General features: G+C 62.9%; 16 protein-coding genes, 6 tRNA genes and 1 other RNA gene. 13 read left to right on the top strand and 10 right to left on the bottom strand.

Annotated elements, in window-relative coordinates:
- Window positions 1-272 precede the first annotated feature (272 nt).
- Together GXP34_12480 and GXP34_12475 are read left to right on the top strand one after the other, a co-directional pair.
- Entirely contained in the window at window positions 273-464 is a 192-nt protein-coding gene (locus tag GXP34_12480; GenBank protein NOY56781.1) for a helix-turn-helix domain-containing protein, read from the top strand.
- A 220-nt stretch (window positions 465-684) separates the two neighbouring features.
- Window positions 685-1,698: a site-specific integrase gene (locus GXP34_12475; protein ID NOY56780.1), complete on the top strand. Its 1,014-nt coding sequence runs from the start codon at window positions 685-687 to the stop codon at window positions 1,696-1,698.
- A 35-nt stretch (window positions 1,699-1,733) separates the two neighbouring features.
- Here GXP34_12475 and GXP34_12470 read toward each other — a convergent pair.
- Window positions 1,734-1,808 (bottom strand) — tRNA-Arg (locus GXP34_12470).
- A gap of 123 nt (window positions 1,809-1,931) precedes the next feature.
- Here GXP34_12470 and GXP34_12465 point away from each other — a divergent pair.
- Window positions 1,932-3,644 (top strand): phospho-sugar mutase, encoded by a 1,713-nt coding sequence (locus tag GXP34_12465; protein ID NOY56779.1) that lies wholly within the window; start codon window positions 1,932-1,934, stop codon window positions 3,642-3,644.
- 25 nt (window positions 3,645-3,669) lie between these two features.
- Here GXP34_12465 and GXP34_12460 read toward each other — a convergent pair.
- The 3 genes from GXP34_12460 to GXP34_12450 all read right to left on the bottom strand — a co-directional run bounded on the left by GXP34_12460 (window position 3,670) and on the right by GXP34_12450 (window position 4,066).
- Window positions 3,670-3,761: transfer RNA gene (locus GXP34_12460), tRNA-Ser, on the bottom strand.
- A gap of 45 nt (window positions 3,762-3,806) precedes the next feature.
- A tRNA-Ser gene (locus tag GXP34_12455) sits at window positions 3,807-3,895 on the bottom strand.
- Window positions 3,896-3,975: 80 nt separating this feature from the next.
- Window positions 3,976-4,066: transfer RNA gene (locus tag GXP34_12450), tRNA-Ser, on the bottom strand.
- A gap of 50 nt (window positions 4,067-4,116) precedes the next feature.
- On the opposite strand from GXP34_12450, the gene GXP34_12445 reads away from it, so the two are divergent.
- Entirely contained in the window at window positions 4,117-4,548 is a 432-nt protein-coding gene (locus GXP34_12445; protein ID NOY56778.1) for a nucleoside deaminase, read from the top strand.
- A gap of 126 nt (window positions 4,549-4,674) precedes the next feature.
- On the opposite strand, the gene GXP34_12440 is transcribed toward GXP34_12445, so the two are convergent.
- Window positions 4,675-5,592, bottom strand: coding sequence for a spore gernimation protein (locus tag GXP34_12440; GenBank protein NOY56777.1), 918 nt, complete (start codon window positions 5,590-5,592; stop codon window positions 4,675-4,677).
- A gap of 42 nt (window positions 5,593-5,634) precedes the next feature.
- Window positions 5,635-6,837, bottom strand: a complete 1,203-nt coding sequence (locus GXP34_12435) for an arginine deiminase (GenBank protein ID NOY56776.1) — start codon at window positions 6,835-6,837, stop codon at window positions 5,635-5,637.
- Window positions 6,838-6,895: 58 nt separating this feature from the next.
- On the opposite strand from GXP34_12435, the gene GXP34_12430 reads away from it, so the two are divergent.
- From GXP34_12430 to GXP34_12420, 3 genes are all read left to right on the top strand, one after another.
- Window positions 6,896-6,986, top strand: a tRNA-Ser gene (locus GXP34_12430).
- A 158-nt stretch (window positions 6,987-7,144) separates the two neighbouring features.
- An RNA gene (gene ffs / locus GXP34_12425) (signal recognition particle sRNA large type) lies at window positions 7,145-7,411 on the top strand.
- Between the two features lie 66 nt (window positions 7,412-7,477).
- Entirely contained in the window at window positions 7,478-8,002 is a 525-nt protein-coding gene (locus GXP34_12420; protein ID NOY56775.1) for a GNAT family N-acetyltransferase, read from the top strand.
- 21 nt (window positions 8,003-8,023) lie between these two features.
- Here the strand turns inward: GXP34_12420 and GXP34_12415 are convergent, their stop codons facing one another.
- The 4 genes from GXP34_12415 to GXP34_12400 form a co-directional block, all read right to left on the bottom strand.
- Window positions 8,024-8,644, bottom strand: a complete 621-nt coding sequence (locus GXP34_12415) for a class I SAM-dependent methyltransferase (protein NOY56774.1) — start codon at window positions 8,642-8,644, stop codon at window positions 8,024-8,026.
- The gene (gene serS, locus GXP34_12410; GenBank protein NOY56773.1) at window positions 8,641-9,897 is read right to left on the bottom strand and encodes a serine--tRNA ligase; all 1,257 of its coding nucleotides are present in this window, start codon (window positions 9,895-9,897) and stop codon (window positions 8,641-8,643) included. Before serS ends, GXP34_12415 begins: the two co-directional genes overlap by 4 nt.
- 143 nt (window positions 9,898-10,040) lie before the next feature.
- Window positions 10,041-10,982, bottom strand: coding sequence for a hypothetical protein (locus GXP34_12405; protein NOY56772.1), 942 nt, complete (start codon window positions 10,980-10,982; stop codon window positions 10,041-10,043).
- A 73-nt stretch (window positions 10,983-11,055) separates the two neighbouring features.
- Window positions 11,056-11,139 (bottom strand) — tRNA-Leu (locus GXP34_12400).
- A 100-nt stretch (window positions 11,140-11,239) separates the two neighbouring features.
- Here GXP34_12400 and GXP34_12395 point away from each other — a divergent pair.
- The 6 genes from GXP34_12395 to pknB form a co-directional block, all read left to right on the top strand.
- On the top strand, window positions 11,240-11,884 hold the full coding sequence (locus GXP34_12395) for a DUF3662 domain-containing protein (protein ID NOY56771.1): 645 nt from the start codon (window positions 11,240-11,242) through the stop codon (window positions 11,882-11,884).
- A gap of 91 nt (window positions 11,885-11,975) precedes the next feature.
- Window positions 11,976-12,392, top strand: a complete 417-nt coding sequence (locus GXP34_12390; protein NOY56770.1) for an FHA domain-containing protein — start codon at window positions 11,976-11,978, stop codon at window positions 12,390-12,392.
- On the top strand, window positions 12,389-13,096 hold the full coding sequence (locus tag GXP34_12385) for a serine/threonine-protein phosphatase (protein NOY56769.1): 708 nt from the start codon (window positions 12,389-12,391) through the stop codon (window positions 13,094-13,096). The genes GXP34_12390 and GXP34_12385 overlap by 4 nt, the downstream gene beginning before the upstream one ends.
- Window positions 13,093-14,388, top strand: a complete 1,296-nt coding sequence (locus GXP34_12380) for an FtsW/RodA/SpoVE family cell cycle protein (GenBank protein NOY56768.1) — start codon at window positions 13,093-13,095, stop codon at window positions 14,386-14,388. Before GXP34_12385 ends, GXP34_12380 begins: the two co-directional genes overlap by 4 nt.
- A complete protein-coding gene (locus tag GXP34_12375; protein NOY56767.1) occupies window positions 14,385-15,830 on the top strand; it encodes a penicillin-binding protein 2 in 1,446 nt (481 codons plus the stop codon). The genes GXP34_12380 and GXP34_12375 overlap by 4 nt, the downstream gene beginning before the upstream one ends.
- 24 nt (window positions 15,831-15,854) lie before the next feature.
- Window positions 15,855-17,731, top strand: a 1,877-nt coding sequence (pknB, locus tag GXP34_12370) for a Stk1 family PASTA domain-containing Ser/Thr kinase (protein ID NOY56766.1), incomplete at its 3' end; no start/stop codon positions are given.

Raw genomic sequence — 17,731 nt, 5'->3', positions numbered from 1 at the left:
ATCAACCCCGACCGGTACTACCAACCCAAACAACGAGGACGACAACCCCCACGACGACGAAGAAGTGTCACATAAGATCCAAGTACAAGGTGTCACACATCACCCCGGTACAAACACCGTCGACAGCCACGGAGTAACCCGGGGTGCACCGGCCGCGAACATCTCCAAGAAGGCCGCTGACCAGGGGAAATAGCCGAAATAGCATCCGGATGACAGGCCTGTTGACACTCAAATGGCATCGAGATGAAAGGGTCCCACCGCACACTCGGGCCATGAACAACCTCGATCCGCTGCTCTCAGCCCAAGAACTCGCCGACTACCTCGAGGTCCCCATCGCAACGATCTACGCCTGGCGCTACCGCCGAGAAGGACCCCTCGGCTTTCGCGCCGGCAAGCATCTTCGCTACCGCTGGAGCGACATCGAGGAGTGGATCAACAACCAGCTCCTGGAAAGAGTACGTTGACGGAATGCGCCATCCATTTGCGAGCACACCTAACCACGACGCGGCCATGACAGATGCGCTTTGATTAACAAGGACGAGGAAAGAGGTACGAAAGGTGGCCCATATCCAACACCGACCCGGGAGGCGCCACCCGTGGCAGGTGCGTTACCGAGATCCAACAGGTCGAGAACGAGCCCGGAGCTTTCTCCGAAAGTCGGATGCCGATCGATTCTCGGTCATCGTGGAGGCCGACAAACTAAGAGGCGAGTGGACAGACCCCCGACTCTCCAAGACGACGGTCGCCGAATGGTCCGACCGGTGGCTCCGCACCAAGGCCCACCTCAAACCGAAGACTCTTGTCGGCTACGAGTCCAACTTGCGCGCTCATGTGCTGCCCACCTTCGGAGGTTTCGAGCTGCGTCACGTCGACCGTATGGCGGTCGAGGAATGGGTGGCCGATCTCCAGGCCTCCGGTCTCGGCCACTCTGGGATGCGACAGGCTCGGCAGGTGCTCAACAGCATGCTCAAGCTGGCTGTCGAAACCGGCTACCTGGTCGCCAACCCTGTGACTGGGGTGAAAGTCGCCCGCCAGGCCGATCCTGAGATGCTCTTCTTGTCGGCCGAGGAAGTTGAGCGTCTTGCGCTCGAGATTCGGGAGCCCTATGCCACGCTTGTGTATCTGCTGGCCTACGGGGGACTCCGATGGGGTGAGGCGGCAGCGCTACGTCGCAAGCGGTGCCAACTACTGAGATCACGCATCGAGGTAGCCGAGTCCTTGTCAGAGGCCCGGGGCAAGATTTTCTTTGGCTCCACAAAGACGTACCGAACGCGGATGGTCGTGGTCCCCAGCTTCCTCCGTGACCTCTTGGCTGAACACCTCGCCCACCGGGTGGACGAGCATCCCGATGCGCTGGTCTTCACGTCGCTGCAAGGACAGCCACTCCGCAACTCCAACTTCCGTCGCCAGGTCTGGTACAAGGCGGTGGCTGGCGCGGGTCTCCCCGATGGACTCCGGATTCACGACTTGAGACACACGTGCGCATCTTTGCTCATCGCCCAGGGAGCGCACCCGAAGGCCATCCAGGTTCACCTTGGTCATTCGTCGATCTCGGTGACGATGGACCGATACGGGCACCTGTTTCCGTCCGATTTGGAGACCTTGGCGACAGCATTGGATGCGGTGCGGAGTCAGGCTCTCGCGGACCAAATGCGGACCAAATGCGGACCAGACGTTGTGGCGCTCACAGCCGAATAGACGAAATCCCCTGTGATCACAGGGGATTCCGGCGGCACGCCCGGAGGGACTCGAACCCCCAACCTTCTGATCCGTAGTCAGACGCTCTATCCAAATTGAGCTACGGGCGCATGCTTTGGAAGCACCCGTAAAGGTAGTCGGACCGACCGAAAACGGAAACTTCCCGTTCTCGTGACGTTTCACAGGAATAATCCCCATCAAGCGTCACGAGAACGGGTAGGTACGCTATGGCCATGACCACCATCAACGATCTCCTCGACGCTGCCGCCGCTTGGATCGCCGGTGACCCTGATCCGGCGACCCGTAAAGAGCTTCAGGCCGTGATCGACTCCGGCGACTTCGACGACCTCGCGGATCGTATGCAGGGCACTCTCCAATTCGGCACGGCCGGACTGCGGGGCATCGTCGGCGCCGGCTCCAACCGGATGAATCGCGCCGTCATCATCCGGGCAACCCGTGGCGTCGCCGACCACGTCCTCGCGAACAACCCGGGCCTGGTCGTCGTCGGCAGGGACGCTCGACTCTCCAGCCCACAATTCCTCGAAGACACGATCGCCGTTCTGGCGGCAGCCGGAATCCCCATCCAGTATTTCGACGCCCCAGTCGCGACTCCGATCGTCGCATACGCAGCTCGCGTGCTCGGCGCGCAGGCCGGGATCATCATCACTGCGAGTCACAATCCGGCCGACTACAACGGCTACAAGGTGTACGCACCCAACGCCGTGCAGATCGTGCCGCCGACCGACACGGAGATCGCCGCGGCGATCGACCGCGTCGGGCCTGCCGTCGAGGTGCCCCGTCACGACGACCCGTTCCATGCGGACGGCGTCAAGCGCATCCCCGACGATCTCCTCGACCGCTACCTGACGGATCTCGAAAACGCTCGTGGCAACGCGCAAGCGGAACAGGACCTGCGGATTGTCTACACGCCGATGCACGGCGTGGGCTGGCGTTTCTTCGAAAAGGCGATGCATCGAGCCGGCTATCGGCGTGTGATCCCGGTCCCCGAACAGGTCGAACCCGACGGACATTTCCCAACGACGCATTTCCCCAACCCGGAGGAACCCGGAGCACTCGATCTCGCGATCGCCCTGGCGGAACGCACCGACGCCGACATCATCCTCTCCAACGATCCGGACGCCGACCGTCTCGCCGTCGCCCTCCCCTCCATCGGGACTTGGAGCGGGCTCACCGGCAACCAGATCGGCTGTCTGCTGGCCGACTACGTACTCGAGCACTGGTCGGACCCGGATCATCGCCCGATCGTGATCGAGAGCATCGTCTCCTCACCGATGCTCTCCTCGATTGCACAGCGCCACGGTGCCTATTTCGATCAGACACTCACCGGCTTCAAGTGGATCTGGAATGCTGCTCTCGACCTCGAAGCGGCGGGCACCGGCCGCTTTGCCTTCGGGTATGAAGAGGCACTCGGTTATTCGGTGGGACACGCCGTGCGTGACAAGGACGGCATCAGCGCAGCCGTCGTGTTCGCGGACCTGGCATCCGCCTGTCATGCAGAAGGCATCACGGTGCTCGACCGGTTGGAACGCCTGTATCGCAATCACGGCCTGTGGGTGAGCACCCAGAAGAGCATCGTACGCCCGGGAGCGGAAGGCATCGCCGACATCGAAGCGGCGATGGCGCTGCTCGAGGAGCGGGTCCCCGATCAACTCGACGGCCGAACAGTGCTCCGAGCAACAGACTTCCGCGTCGGAGCCGACCGCAGACCCCGCTGGCTGGGAGCGACCCCCCTCGTCGCTCTCGACCTCGACGGCGATGCCAGAGTCCTGATTCGACCGAGTGGAACCGAGCCGAAACTGAAGATCTACGTCGATCTCCGCGCACATCTTGGTCCAGACGACTCGGTGATGGACGTCGAGCAGGATGCCCTGGAGGCCGCAACCCGGATCGCGGAGGCCGCGGCGACATTCGTCGGGCTCACGTGAGAAGCCCTGCAGAAGCCGGGCTTCTTGGCGGAGAGGGAGGGATTTGAACCCTCGAGGGAGTATTAGCCCCCTACTCGCTTAGCAGGCGAGCGCCTTCGACCGCTCGGCCACCTCTCCAGCACACCGGCTTCGCCGGCGTGGCACTCGGTACAGGGTACCGTGCGGAGGGAGTGGGATTCGAACCCACGGAACCCCTGACGGGGTTCAGCAGTTTTCAAGACTGCCGCCTTCGTCCGCTCGGCCATCCCTCCAACACGACGACGGGGCCGTCGCGCTCGGTACAAAGTACTCGGTACGAACTACGAAGCGGCGCGACCACTCGGCGTCCTTGCGGAGGGAGAGGGATTTGAACCCTCGAGGGAGCGTGAACCCCCTACACGCTTTCCAGGCGTGCGCACTAGGCCAGACTATGCGATCCCTCCGGAATCCCCATAGTGTAGGGGTGATGACCAACACCGGATTCGACGCTGCGATGCGTGCCGCCCTCTCCGAAGCGTCCAAGGCGCCGACCCACGGCGACGTCCCCGTCGGAGCAGTCCTCATCGACTCGGCAGGTGAAATCGTCGCCGCCGACCACAACCGTACCTTCGAACGATCCGACCCAACCGCCCACGCCGAGATGCTGGTCATCTCGGCGGCAGCACAAGAACTGGGCGACTGGCGTCTGCACGAGCACACGCTCGTCGTGACACTGGAACCGTGTCCGATGTGCGCGGGCGCCTCGGTGTGGGCCAGACTCGACCGGATCGTCTACGGGGCGCCCGACCCGAAGGCCGGGGCGGCATGGAGCCTCTACAACATCCCCCAGGATGCCCGCCTCAACCATCGATGCGAGCTCGTGGCGGGAGTCATGGCCGACGAGAGCGCGACGCTCTTGTCACAGTTCTTCGGTTCACGTCGCTGACCGGAACTCGCTTCGATCGCGTCTTGCATGCTTTGCATCGCAGTCATGATGCGAAGCAAAACCGCGGGGCGAGCGACGCGACGTTCCGCTGATGGCTTCTCACCGGCCCACGGGCGCCGACGATTGTCACTTATCTGTGGGTGTGAGCCACACCGGATACTCGCGAACGTTGATCTGAGAACCGTCTCTCGCGGAATCCTCCCACACGATCAGGCTGCCCCACTGTGGTTCATCGACGTCATAGGGGACTGTCATGCCGAAGGTTCCCCAGCCCACTCCGTTGGTGGTCATCAGGTACGGCGGCTCCGCAATGATCCGTCCTTTCGCATCCCTGATCGCCGCCTGAAACGTTGCTTCGAACACGGCGGCCATCCCTTCGAGATGGGCGGGATTCCCCAAGACACCCTCGTAGGTCGGATGATCAACAAAGATCATCGGGAGGACGTCCAGATAATTCGCTCGAGTCTGGACTCCCTCCAGGTCGAGACCCTCGTCGGAGAACGTAGTTACCGGCGCGCCGTCCAGCTTGAACATGACCGAATTGACATGCTCGTACCTGGTCGCGGTGAACACCACCTGGGCAAGCCTCGCCTTGACCGAGAAAGACCCGCCGCCCGACTCGAATCCTTCTGATAGATCCACCGTGGCCACTTCGTCGGCAACCGAGACATCGAGAAGCTCGGTTCCGGCAGGAATCGCGGAAGTCATCGCAGGCACCGCTTCACGTTCTTCCGGCGATGGCCCTTCGAGGAGGACGCGCAACGCCGAAGCCAGGCCGTCATCCGGGGCGATTCGATCGACGGGCACGAGCGATGGACCGGGGCGGTTGGCCTCACCGCCGTCATCCAACAAGAAGTAGGCGGTCACATGGCCGCTGTCCGGACCACTCGTCGGCATCGGCTGGAGCGGCGCCGTCGAGGTCGGCTCGGGCACCCGCGAGGAAGGAACCGCGGGCGGAGGCGCCGTCGAGGTCGGCTGCACGGTCGGTCCTGCAACACAGCTCGCTCCTACCAGGGCAAGCGCCACAACGATCAGCCGACGCACTGCTCACCTCTCCTCGCTCGATGGCCCAACCTCAACACCGGTTCACCCCGCAACGGGTTCTCTGTCTACCGGGCACGTCATGCATCTCGGTCCGCCCCTCCCTCGTGGCAGTTCATAGGACGGAATGCGGTGCACGATGACCCCGGCGTCCTCGAGAATCCGGTTGGTCACCACATTACGCTCATACGCGACGACCTCACCCGGAGCAATCGCGAACGTGTTGTTGGCGTCGTTCCACTGTTCACGATCGGCCTCCACCTTCCTCAGCGTCGGTTCGATCACTCGCATCCGGGGAATACCGGCAGCCCATGCAAGCCCTTCTGCCAGACCCGCGACTTCCCGGGTCTTCGGATAACCGCCCTCCCCCGGAGTCACCCTGAAGCACCGGACACGGGCCTGAATCCTCGGGTATATCACAACGGCATCGCCATCGACCATGCTCACGACCGTATCGAGATGCATCGTCGCCCTTCCCTTGGGCAACTCCACCGCCAGAACCCGATCCACGACGTCCTCTTCGAACAGTCTGGAGATCATCGCGCTTGCCCCCGATGGAGACGTCCGTTCCGATATGCCGACTGCCAAGCCTCGGTCTCCGACAACGAGGATGTCACCCCCTTCGACCGAAGCGGGAAAGTGATCTCCTGGCCGGTCTCCGAACCAGATCGGCACCCCGGCGAATCGCGGATGATGCTGATACACGAGTTTCAACAATGCCGTCTCTCTCCGCCTGACGATACGATTCATCGGACTCAAGATCACGCCATCTCCGACCCATACGGAAGAATCCCGCATGAACACCGCGTTGGGGATCGGGGCAAGCACGAAGTCATCAGGTCCGTGTAACGCCGCCACCAGGCCGTCGGTCTCCCCGACATCCCCGAAACTCACACCCCCGATGAGATGGTTCACCAACCCACCGGTGTCCAGGTCGGTCAGAAGTCCCCTCACCTTGCCTGCCAGCCGGCGTCCACACAGATCATCGCCGACCTGCTCAGAGATGAACGCTTCGGCGATGTTGCCATCGGCCAGGACCGTTTCGAGGAGGTTTGTCAGATAGAGGACATCGACCCCTGCGATGATCATCGTCGCGACGAAGGCGTCGTGTTCGTTCTGAGCCTTCTCCACCCATATCAGCTCGTCGAAGAGCAACTCGTCCTTGTTCGAAGGAGTCAACCGATCTAGTTCGAGGCCAGGTCGGTGGACGATGACAGTGCGGAGCAGTCCTGCTTCAGAGCGAATCATGTACTCATTCTCACAGAGGATGGAACCCTGTGCCGCAACGGTACAATCTCTGGCTGCCGGAGGGATCGCATAGTCTGGCCTAGTGCGCGGCACTCGAAATGCCGTAGGGCGCTACCACGCCCTCGAGGGTTCGAATCCCTCTCCCTCCGCTGGACGCCTGCCCTCGACGGGCCTCACTCTTCCAGCTCGGGGTGAAGTGGGCTGGGCGAGGAACGAGCCGGCGTCGGCAGAGGCGTACTCGATCGACCGGAGACCCTCCACCCGCGCCGAATTGGCAACCTTCAGACTCGATTACCATCACCGGTGATCGTGCTAGGCGGGGCGCTAGGGGTGCCCTGAACCCGAAACCCTCTCCATGCGGGGCCGAATACCCTGCCCGAGGCCATCTGCCTTTCGGGCAGCACCGGGCACGTGGTGTTGAACGTTGGGTCCTGCGCGGCAGGGCACCGTGAACCGGGTCAGGTCCGGAAGGAAGCAGCCCTAAGCGGGCCGCCCTGGGTGCCGCAGGGTCGCCTGACCGGAGCCAACGACCCGGAAAGCGCCGACGGGCCGACGGTCGACGGCAGGGGCACGATCAGTTCCCGGCCCACGGCTGTCGGCCAACAGCCAGAGACGCGTTGACGCCCGGTAGTCTGGGTGGATGAAACTGGACACGGGCTCCTGCACCCTCAGGCCGTGGCTGAGCACCGATCGGGACAGGCTTGCCGCCATCGCCAACGACCGGCGCATCTGGCGCAACATGACCGACCTCTTCCCCCACCCGTACACGATCGACGACGCCGCCGACTGGATCGCCAAATGCTCTCAGGAAGGCGACCCGCAATTCAACTTCGCCATCGTCGTGGAATCGGCCGTCGTCGGAGGTATCGGCGCCCACCTCCTGACCGCCGAGCAGCAACACGCTGCAAACGTCGGGTACTGGCTCGCCCCGAACGTCTGGGGACGAGGCGTTGCGACCGAAGCGCTGCGCCGCTTCACCCGTTACGTATTCGACACCTTTGCCGTCAACCGCCTGTATGCGACCGTCTTCGGATGGAACCCCGCGTCGGCACGCGTCCTGGAGAAGTGCGGGTTCCGGCTCGAAGGCCGCCTGCGTGAGGCCATCGTGAAGGAAGGGCACGTGACGGACCTGCTGGAGTACGGTCTGCTCCGTGGCGATCTCTGATCCCCGCCGAATGCTTCCCGTCTACTTGCGAAGCACCGCGCCGTAGACGAATCCGAGCGGTCCCATCCGCCATACGCGTTCCAGGGTCAGAGGGCCCTCGGTAAACAACTCTTCGGGGGGCGGCAGTTTGTCCAGAGACCGGTGAAGATACGTGTACTCGTCCCTGGCTCCGGCGAGCGCACCGATCGTAGGCAGGACCAGTGAAGTCCCCATACGATGGACCGTCGCCCAGCGCCGTCCCCGTGGCCGCCCGAGGCCGATCACCACGAGCGCTCCACCAGGGCGCAACACGCGAGCCACTTCCCTCAAGGTATCGGGAACCGATGTCAGGTTACGGAACACATACGCGGAGAGCACTCCATCGAAGGTCCCATCACGGAAGGGCAGCGCCTCCCCCACCGCCACCACTTTGGCCGAAGCCGGGTTCAGCGCCAGCATCTGCGGTACCGGGTCGACCGCCACGACCTGACGGTCTCCGAATACGGGCATGGCTGCACCCGTGCCCGCGCCGAGGTCGAGGACACGGCCCTCCGGCAAAGAGCGGGCACCTGAGCGCCGCCATGCCTGCTCACGACCGAACGACAGCACACGGTTGAGAAGGTCGTACCGTCCGGCGATCCGAGAGAAGATCTCTTCGGTCACGGGCCGATCACATCGAACCCGACATAGGGACGGATAGCGGCGGGCACCTTGACCGTTCCATCTGCCTGCTGATGGTTCTCGAGAATCGCCAGGATCGTTCGTCCCACCGCGACGACCGTGCCGTTCAGGGTGTGTACCAGTCGATTTCCCGCGTCAGATCGGAAACGGATCTTCAGCCGTCGTGACTGAAAGTCTGTCGTATTGGAACACGATGTGATCTCCCGATACCGACCCATCGACGGGAACCACGCCTCGATATCGTATTTCTTGGCGGCAGATGCACCAAGATCTCCGACGGGAATGTTGACCACCCGGTACGGCAGTTCGAGGCCCTGCACGATCCGTTCCTCGAATGCGAGCAGCCGTTCGTGCTCCTCCCAGGAAGTATCCGGATGACAGAAGGAGAACATCTCCAGTTTGTCGAACTGATGGACTCGGAAGATCCCTCTCGTGTCTTTCCCGTATGTGCCCGCCTCGCGCCGAAAGCACGTCGAGAAACCGGCGTATCGAACCGGGAGCATCTCCTCATCGAGAATCTCACCGGCGTGGTACGCGGCGAGAGGAACCTCGGCCGTGCCTACCAGGTACAGGTCGTCCTTCTCCACGGCGTACACCTGCTCCGAATCGTCGGGAAAGAACCCTGTTCCGAACAGCGCCTCCCTTCGAACCAGCACCGGTGGCAGCATCGGAGTAAGACCCTCTGCAACGGCCATGTCCATCGCCCAGCGAACCAGACCCATCTCGAGCAGGACCGCCCGACCTTTGAGATACCCGAACCGGGCGCCCGACGTGCGAACTCCACGCTCGACGTCGATCAGTCCGAGCGCCTCACCCAAAGCCTGATGATCCAGCGTCTCGAAATCAAAGTTGCGAGGCTCACCCCAGCGCCTCACTTCCACGGCATCCTTGTCGGTGAAGCCGTCAGGCACCGAGTCGTGCGCCAAATTCGGAACCCTCACCCACAACTCGTTGAATCGTTCGTCCGCCTCGTCGGCCAAGGCGAGGAGCCGCTGATACTCATCGGCGAGTGCTTTCGCCTTGCCGATGGCCATCTGCTTCGCCTCCCCTTGGAGACGAGAGATCTCCTTCCCCATCTCCTTCTGTTTCGCACGAATCTGCTCCGCCTCGGCACGCAACGACCGCTTGCGGCGATCGAGTTCTATGAGTTCGTCGACACTCAGCTCTACGCCTCGGCGTGCGAGCGAGCGTCTGAGACGGTCTGGATCTTCACGAAGAATCGCCGGGTCGATCATGGATCAGATGCTAACGGCGCAAGCCGGATCGACAGCCGACATTTCCCAAGCGGCCGGCGAGAGGATGGCGTGTCAACTACCCAGGAGCGAGAGCTGACGGCGGAATACGAACTACGAACTACGAGATACGAGGTACGAAGGTATCAAGACGGTTCGTTCACGCGAATCTTGATCTGGCGGACGTTGTTGCCGGTGTCCACATCACCGGGGAGCACGGTGACGGCGACCAGGATCGTGTAGCGCTTGCCTGCAGTCACCGGCAGAGCAGAGAAGTCCACCGTCGTCGAGCCTCTCGGGTCGAGACTGCCCAGATCAGTCGTTTCCTGGTACAGGATCGAACCATCGGAACTCTGCAATGTGACCGACACCCGGACGTCTTTTTCCTTCTCATTTCCCAGGTTGCCGACACTCGCCCGCACCAACAGCGACTCCGTGGCCGGAAGGATCAGGTCTCCGTTGTCATCGGTCCCCACCTCTTGTGGTTCGAGTTTCACTGCGGAGATCTCGAGGTCGCGTCGTAACGCCATACCTTGTGCATTCTCCACGACGGCCATGATTCCCGTTGCGTGACGAAGTGCCCCCAGCTTTGCCGGAAGAAAGGCGACCGCAGGGAACTCGACGGGAAGGTCGATCTTCGTTCCCAGCTCCTCAACCGCATCCAGGAACCGCTCATAGGCCAGGTCACCTACCTGCAATTCGGCCAGCGCCGTGGACAGCTCCTCCACCGACGCCTCCGCCTTTGGACGGTCCACGACAGCAAACAGGCCCGGCGTAAACGATCGCAATCCATCTTCCCACGAGATCAAGGCGAGGTCGAGCGCCGCCGCGGCCGCCGCGGTCGATGCCGGTTCGCTCATCTTCCTCAGCCCGGCCGCCTCAGTTGCAGCATCCTCCACGTACTGGTCCATCAAGAGCTGGACATCCTCACGCTGAGCGACCGGCAGCTTCATCAAGATCTGCCCCTGGAATCGCTGAGCCAGGTCCCGATAGCCTGTAACCGCCGCGTTTGCCTCGACGAGATAGGCGATCGAGGCGCGCGTGTCGCTACGCAACCGACCGGCTGCCAGGAATACGAGGACAACCATGGTCAGGATGCTCAGAACTGCGGCGGTGCGTCGACGTCCGCGCCGCCGCGGGGCGCTGCTAGGAAACACGTCGTGGGCGAGGGGGGACTTGAACCCCCACGAGCGTGAGCTCACAGGCACCTGAAGCCTGCGCGTCTGCCAATTCCGCCACTCGCCCGGGCACGGCATCGTAGCACGGTGCCAGATGGCTCTTCCCTCCAAGACCGGCTCCTACACCGGCCGACAACGTCTTTCGGAGTATCGAATACAATGGCCCGGTGGGAACCGCCCGGAATCTGGAACGGCGCATCGAACGCCTCGTCGATGGCCTCGCAGGTGTGATGTTCGGAGGTCCCCTACACCCCTCCGAGCTGGGGATTCGCCTCCTCCGAGAGGCCGATCTCGGCATCGAACAGGAACCGGCAGGGCCCGCCGTCCCGAGCCGCTACATCCTCACCCTTCACACCGCCCAGCAGGTGCCCGACGCGCTTCCCCGGCACCTGGAGCTCCTTCTCGAAGAGACGGCGATGGAACGTGGCTGGCGTCTCAACGGACCCGCCAGTGTCGTTATCGAGCACTCGGATCAGGTGGCCAAGACCGAGATCTCCTGCAGATCGGAACGAGCGCCGGGACCGCGCCCCCCGTGGGGGCGTCTCGTGCCGCAGTCGGGCGCGCCCTTTCCATTGATGTACAACAGGGTGCTCGTCGGCCGGTCCGTGGAGTGTGACGTCTCAATCGCAGATGTCGGCGCCAGTCGCCTTCATGCGCTCATCTGGCGAGAAGGAGCGCGTATCTGGATCAATGACCTCAACTCTGCCAACGGAACCTCCGTAGACGGCGGAGCGATCACGAAGCCGACCCCCATAGATGACGGCGCCGTCGTATCCTTCGGTCCGGTCACGTTCGACTTTCGAACACCATGACCGCGGTTCGAGATGGACTCGATGCTTTCACGAGCACGCACCGAGTTGTCCTCATGACAGGTATTGTTCGACGGTCACCAGGGAGGAACAGGTGCCGGCACTGCTGCTCACACTCCTCAAGCTCATCTTTCTCGCGTTCATCTATCTGTTCGTGTGGCAGGTCGCACGGGCCGTGACCGCCCACCTGGGCGGAGTCCAAGGATGGCGAGTTCGGACACGTTCTGGCGAAGAAGTCGTTATCGTTCGATCGGACTCACAAGCCGGTGAGCGGATCACCGTCCATGGCTCCGTCGTGCTGGGGAGGAGTCCACAGGCAGATGTCGTCCTCGAAGACGCGTATGCATCCGAGTTCCATCTTCGACTGATCCGCCGACCTGAAGGTATCGTCGTACACGACCTCGGAAGCACGAACGGGACCTACGTGAACGGAAGAAGGGTAGGGACACCGCTCACTCTTACGAAAGGCGACGCCATCCAAGTAGGCAACACGGTCATGGAGGTGCGATGACCTTCACCTGGGCAAGCGGAACCCACCAAGGGCGAGTGCGCACGAATAACGAAGATTGCCTCTACCCCAAAACCAGTGGCAGCTCCGATACTCGGTCGATCTTCGCCGTTGCCGATGGCATGGGCGGCCACGTTGCCGGTGAGATCGCTTCATCCGAAGCCATCGAGGTCGCCATTGCGACAGTCGGTAGTCTCGAGGAACGAATCGCCGCCGCAAATAACGCGATCGTCGACGCAGCCGACGAGGACCCTCGCCTCACCGGCATGGGAACCACCCTCACGATCGCCGAACTCGATCCGGACGGCACAGTTTCCATCGGTCACGTTGGAGACAGCCGCGCCTATCTCCTGCGCTCGGGCGTGCTCCGCCAACTCACCACCGACCACTCCGTCGTCGCCGAATACCTCGCGGCCGGCAAGATCAGACCGGAGGACGTCGCGCGCCATCCGCAGCGCAGCATGTTGACGCGTGCCCTCGGTCTCGCCAGATCCGTGGAAGTCGATCTACTCACCGAAGATCTCCAGCCAGGCGACCGATTGCTGCTCTGCACCGACGGCCTGAGCTCGATGATCACCGATGACGACATTGCAGCGAAGTTGGCAGGCGGCACACCGGACGAAGCGGTGTGGAGCCTGATCGAAGCTGCCAACGCAGCCGGTGGTTACGACAACATCACCGTCGTCGTCGTCGACACACGGCCGTGACCCGGGATGCCGAGGCCGCGCTCCTCGTCGGAGCGACGGTCATCGCTTCGATGGGAGTCGGTCTGGTCAACCTGGCTCAGGGTGGTGTCATCGATGCGCAAGTTGCGCTGACCTTCGTCGTTTTCGCCATCTCCTTCGGCTCTCTCCACGTCGCCATTCGCCGCTGGTCCGCCGGAGCGAGTCCCTTTCTCCTTCCCCTTGCCGCCATCCTCACCTCCCTCGGATTCATCGAGATATACCGGATCAGCCCAAGGTTCGCCGCTCTCCAACGCTGGTGGCTGCTGATCGCCGCCGCTCTTGCGGCTCTGTTGTTGTTCGCCCTCCGGCGCACCGGTATCGCCCCTCTACGTCGGTACCGTTATACGTCTCTCACGATCTCCGTCGGTCTTCTGCTCCTGCCGATGCTCCCGACCAATTGGAGTTTTCCCGTTCGCGGGGTCGTTGCAGGTGGATCCCGCCTCTGGACAACGCTGGTCATCGGACCTCTCACGCTCAATTTCCAACCGGGAGAGATCGCCAAGATCGTCCTCGTCATCTTCCTCGCCTCGTACCTTTCGGAGCGGCGCCCGGCACTGGCAGCATCGACTCGTCGGCTTGGAAGGTTCTCGATTCCCGAACCACGACACCTCATCCCCTTGCTTCTCGCATGGGTCGCCAGTTTCGGAATCCTCGTCTTCCAGCGAGATCTCGGTGCGTCGCTGCTTCTCTTCGCCGTCTTCATCTCCATGCTGTACGCGGCCACGGACCGAAAAGCCTATCTCGTTACCGGCGGGTCACTCTTTCTCGTCGGAGCAGCCGGGGCCGCGGTCGCTTTCCCGTACGTCGCCCGCCGCATCTCGGCCTGGCTCCATCCTTTCGCTGATCCGGCAGACGCCGGTTATCAGATCCTTCAGAGCTTGTTTGCCCTCGGGTCCGGCAGCCTTTCCGGATCAGGACTCGGGGTCGGCACCCCGGATCGGATTCCCGCGGCATGGACCGATTTCATCTTCTCTGCAGTCGGCGAAGAGTTGGGTCTCGCCGGAAGCGTCGCCGTCATCTCGATGTTCGCGCTGCTCGTCGCCGTCGGATTCGGTATCGCACTCCGATCACGTGACCTGTTCCGCAAACTTCTCGCCTTCGGCCTGTCGTTCGTCCTCGGGTTGCAGGCCTTCTTGATCATTGCCGGAGTCACCAGACTGCTCCCCCTCACCGGCATCACCTTGCCGTTCATGTCCTATGGAGGCTCCTCACTGGTGGCAAACTTCTTGATCCTGGCGCTCCTCGCCCGCGTCTCCCACGAGGAACAGCCATGAATGGGCCGATCCGTCGCGTCGCAGCCGTCCTGTTCGTCGCATTCGCTCTCCTGATTCTCAACGTCACCTACATCCAGGCCATCGACACCGCTCGGTATCGGGACAATCCTTTGAACCCACGGGTCGCCGCCGGCATCAGTGGCAAGGAACGCGGTCTGATCGTCACCGCCGACGGCACGGTTCTTGCCCGTTCGATCGCCGATCCGGACGATCCTTCCCGGTTCACCCGAACGTATCCCGAGGGTCCCGCGTTCGCACAGGTCGTCGGATACTCGTCGCTTCTGTTTGGAGACGAGGGCCTCGAACGCGTCTACGCCGAAGATCTCAGGTCGAGGCGGGACCTCACGCTTTCGGACGTGATCGCCGCTCTGATGGGAAGAGATCTCCGCCCCAAGAGTCTGCAACTCACCCTCGACGACGGCCTCCAGAAGGCTGCGTTCGAGGCGCTCGGCGAGCGCAAAGGCTCGGTGGTGGCAATCGACCCCTCGACGGGGACGATCCTCGCCATGGTGTCGACACCCTCCTTCGATCCGGAAGCGATGCTCGCTCCGGACGCTGCCGCTGCGCGGAGCATCCTTCTCGACGACCCCGATGAACCGTTGGCCAACCGGGCCATCGGACGGACGTACCCTCCCGGATCGACATTCAAGGTCATCGTTGCCGCTTCGGCGATCGAGAACGGTGTTGCCGGCCCCGACACGACCTTTCTCGACCCGACCGAGTTTCCCCTTCCCGGCACCACGAGCACGATCCGCAATTACGAGCGGGGACCGTGTGTGGACGGAACGAATGTCACTCTCGACGTCGCCTTCCGGAAATCGTGCAATACGATCTTCGCGATGCTCGGCCTCGACCTCGGAGCGACCGTACTCGCCGAAACCGCCACGTCTTTCGGCTTTGACACCCCACCGGCATTCGAACTGCCTGTGCAGACGTCCTTCTTCCCCGATCCCGCCGACCTCGACGGTCCCGCACTCGCCCAGAGCGCGATCGGCCAGCGTGATGTCCGGGCAACACCGTTCGAGATGGCGATGGTCTCTGCCGCCATCGCCAACAATGGGCTCCTGATGCAGCCCTACCTCGTCAGCCGTGTCGTCGACGCATCCGGAACGACCGTCGCCGAACGAACTCCGGAACTCTTGTCCCGCACCGTCTCGTCCGCGACCGCCACAATCGTCGCCCAGATGATGGAGGGAGTCGTCGCCTCCGGTACGGGAACGAAGGCAACCGTTCCGAACATCCGTGTGGCCGGGAAGACGGGCACCGCCGAGACCTCATCCGGATCACCCGACGTCTGGTTCATCGCCTTCGCCCCCGTCGAGAAGCCCACGATCGCGCTGGCCGTGCTCGTCGAGGGAGCGGGAGAGAACGCCACCGGCGGTTCGGTCGCCGCTCCGATAGCACAGAAGATCCTGGACTTCTGGCTCCAGGGTCGCACCTGACACGCCGGGCCCTACAATCTACGGATGATGGAACACACCGTCTTGGCCGACCGCTACGAGCTCCTCTCACATCTGGCGAGAGGCGGCATGGCCGACGTGTTCGAAGCCCGTGACACCCTGCTCGGCCGCAGGGTTGCGGTCAAGATGCTCCACTCCCAGTACGCAACGGATGAGGCATTCGTTCGGCGTTTTCGCAGGGAGGCACAGGCGGCTGCCAACCTGAGCCATCCCAACATCGTCGGCATCTTCGACTGGGGCCAGGAGGGCGGAACGTATTTCATCGTCATGGAACTGGTCGACGGACGATCCGTTCGCGACGTCCTCAGGGCGGAGGGGCCTCTCCTTCCCCGTCGCGCCGTCGAGATCGCGGCGGAGGTTGCCGCAGCACTCTCGGTCGCCCACCGTGCCGGCGTCGTCCATCGTGACATCAAACCGGGCAACATCATGCTCACCGCGGACGGAACGGTGAAAGTGACCGATTTCGGGATCGCCCGCGCCTGGGACGACTCGTCGGAGCTCACAAAGACCGGAGCGGTGATCGGAACCGCCACGTACTTCTCTCCGGAGCAGGCACAGGGCGTCCCTGCAGACGAACGGTCCGATCTCTACTCGCTCGGTGTGGTGTTGTACGAGATGCTCGCAGGACATCCCCCCTTCTCGGGAGACTCCCCGGTCTCGGTCGCCTATCAGCATGTTTCGACCGCCGTATCCGCACCATCGGCCGTCAATCCCGACGTTTCCCCGGACCTGGACCGCATCGTCCTTCACGCCCTCGACAAGAACCCGGATACCCGCTATCAGACCGCCGAAGAGATCCGACAGGATCTTCTGCTGTTTCTCGGCGGGGAGACACCCGGTGCAGCCTCTTCGAACGCTCCCACCCAGATGATGCCTCCGGTCGGTCTTCCCCCTGCCACTTCTTCCCCCGACGGCGTCTATCGACAGGTCCAGCAAGACCGCGGTCCGCGAAGCCAGTTGCCGTTCGTCATCACCGCATTCGCCCTGCTGGTCGCTCTCGGAGTGGGCATCTTTCTCCTCCTCCAGCAACTCCCTTCCGCTCCGCCTGAGCCGGTCACCGCGTCGGTGCCGGATGTCGCCGGCCGAACGTTGGCCGACGCCATGATCGAAGTTCAGAAGGCAGGGTTCACGGCCATTCCAGAGAACACCGAGAGTTCCTCGGTCCCTGAGAACATGGTCGTCGGAACGGACCCCCCGGCTTTCACGGAAACGGATCCCGGTTCTCTGGTGAAGGTACTCGTTTCGATCGGTCTGAAAGCCTCCCCCGTTCCTCCCCTGGTCGGGGAGACCAAGACAACCGCAATCGACCTCATCGCCCAAAACGGTTTCGTCGTGAAGACCGTCAGCAGACCCGATCCCACCGCACCGAAGGGCCAGGTGATCGAGCAGGATCCGCCTCCTGGGGAGAAACACGCCCCCGGTACGGTGGTGACCATCACGGTCTCCGACGGACCGGCGATCATCACGATCCCTGCCCAGCTGCCAGGCCGCTCCGAGGGTGACGTCGGATTCATCCTGGGCAACGAGGGCCTCGTTCCCAAGTTCCAGTACGAATACTCCGACGAGCAGCCGGAAGGCCTCGTGATCCGCACCGAGCCTGCTGCGGGCGAGCCACTCCCTGCAGGATCGACGATCGTCGTGGTCGTCTCCCAGGGCCCGAAACCGGTTGCCGTGCCCAACCTCACCGGCATGACGCAAGACCAGGCCCGCTCCGCACTCGAAGCCGTCGGGCTCCAGCTCAGTGTCAGTGCAACCACGGTGGAGACGGGGCCCGAGCAGGACGGCAAAGTGGTCTCCCAATCGATCACCGCCGGCGACGAGGTCGACCCCGCAACGGTCGTACAGGTCACCCTCGGGAAGGCGGCTCCGACCACGACAACCTC

This window comes from Actinomycetota bacterium, assembly GCA_013152275.1.
In the GTDB taxonomy this organism is placed as follows: Bacteria; Actinomycetota; Acidimicrobiia; order Spongiisociales; family UBA4744; genus BMS3Bbin01.
The sequence above is the reverse complement of the archived record's forward strand: the minus strand, read 5'-3'. Positions and strand labels throughout refer to the sequence as shown.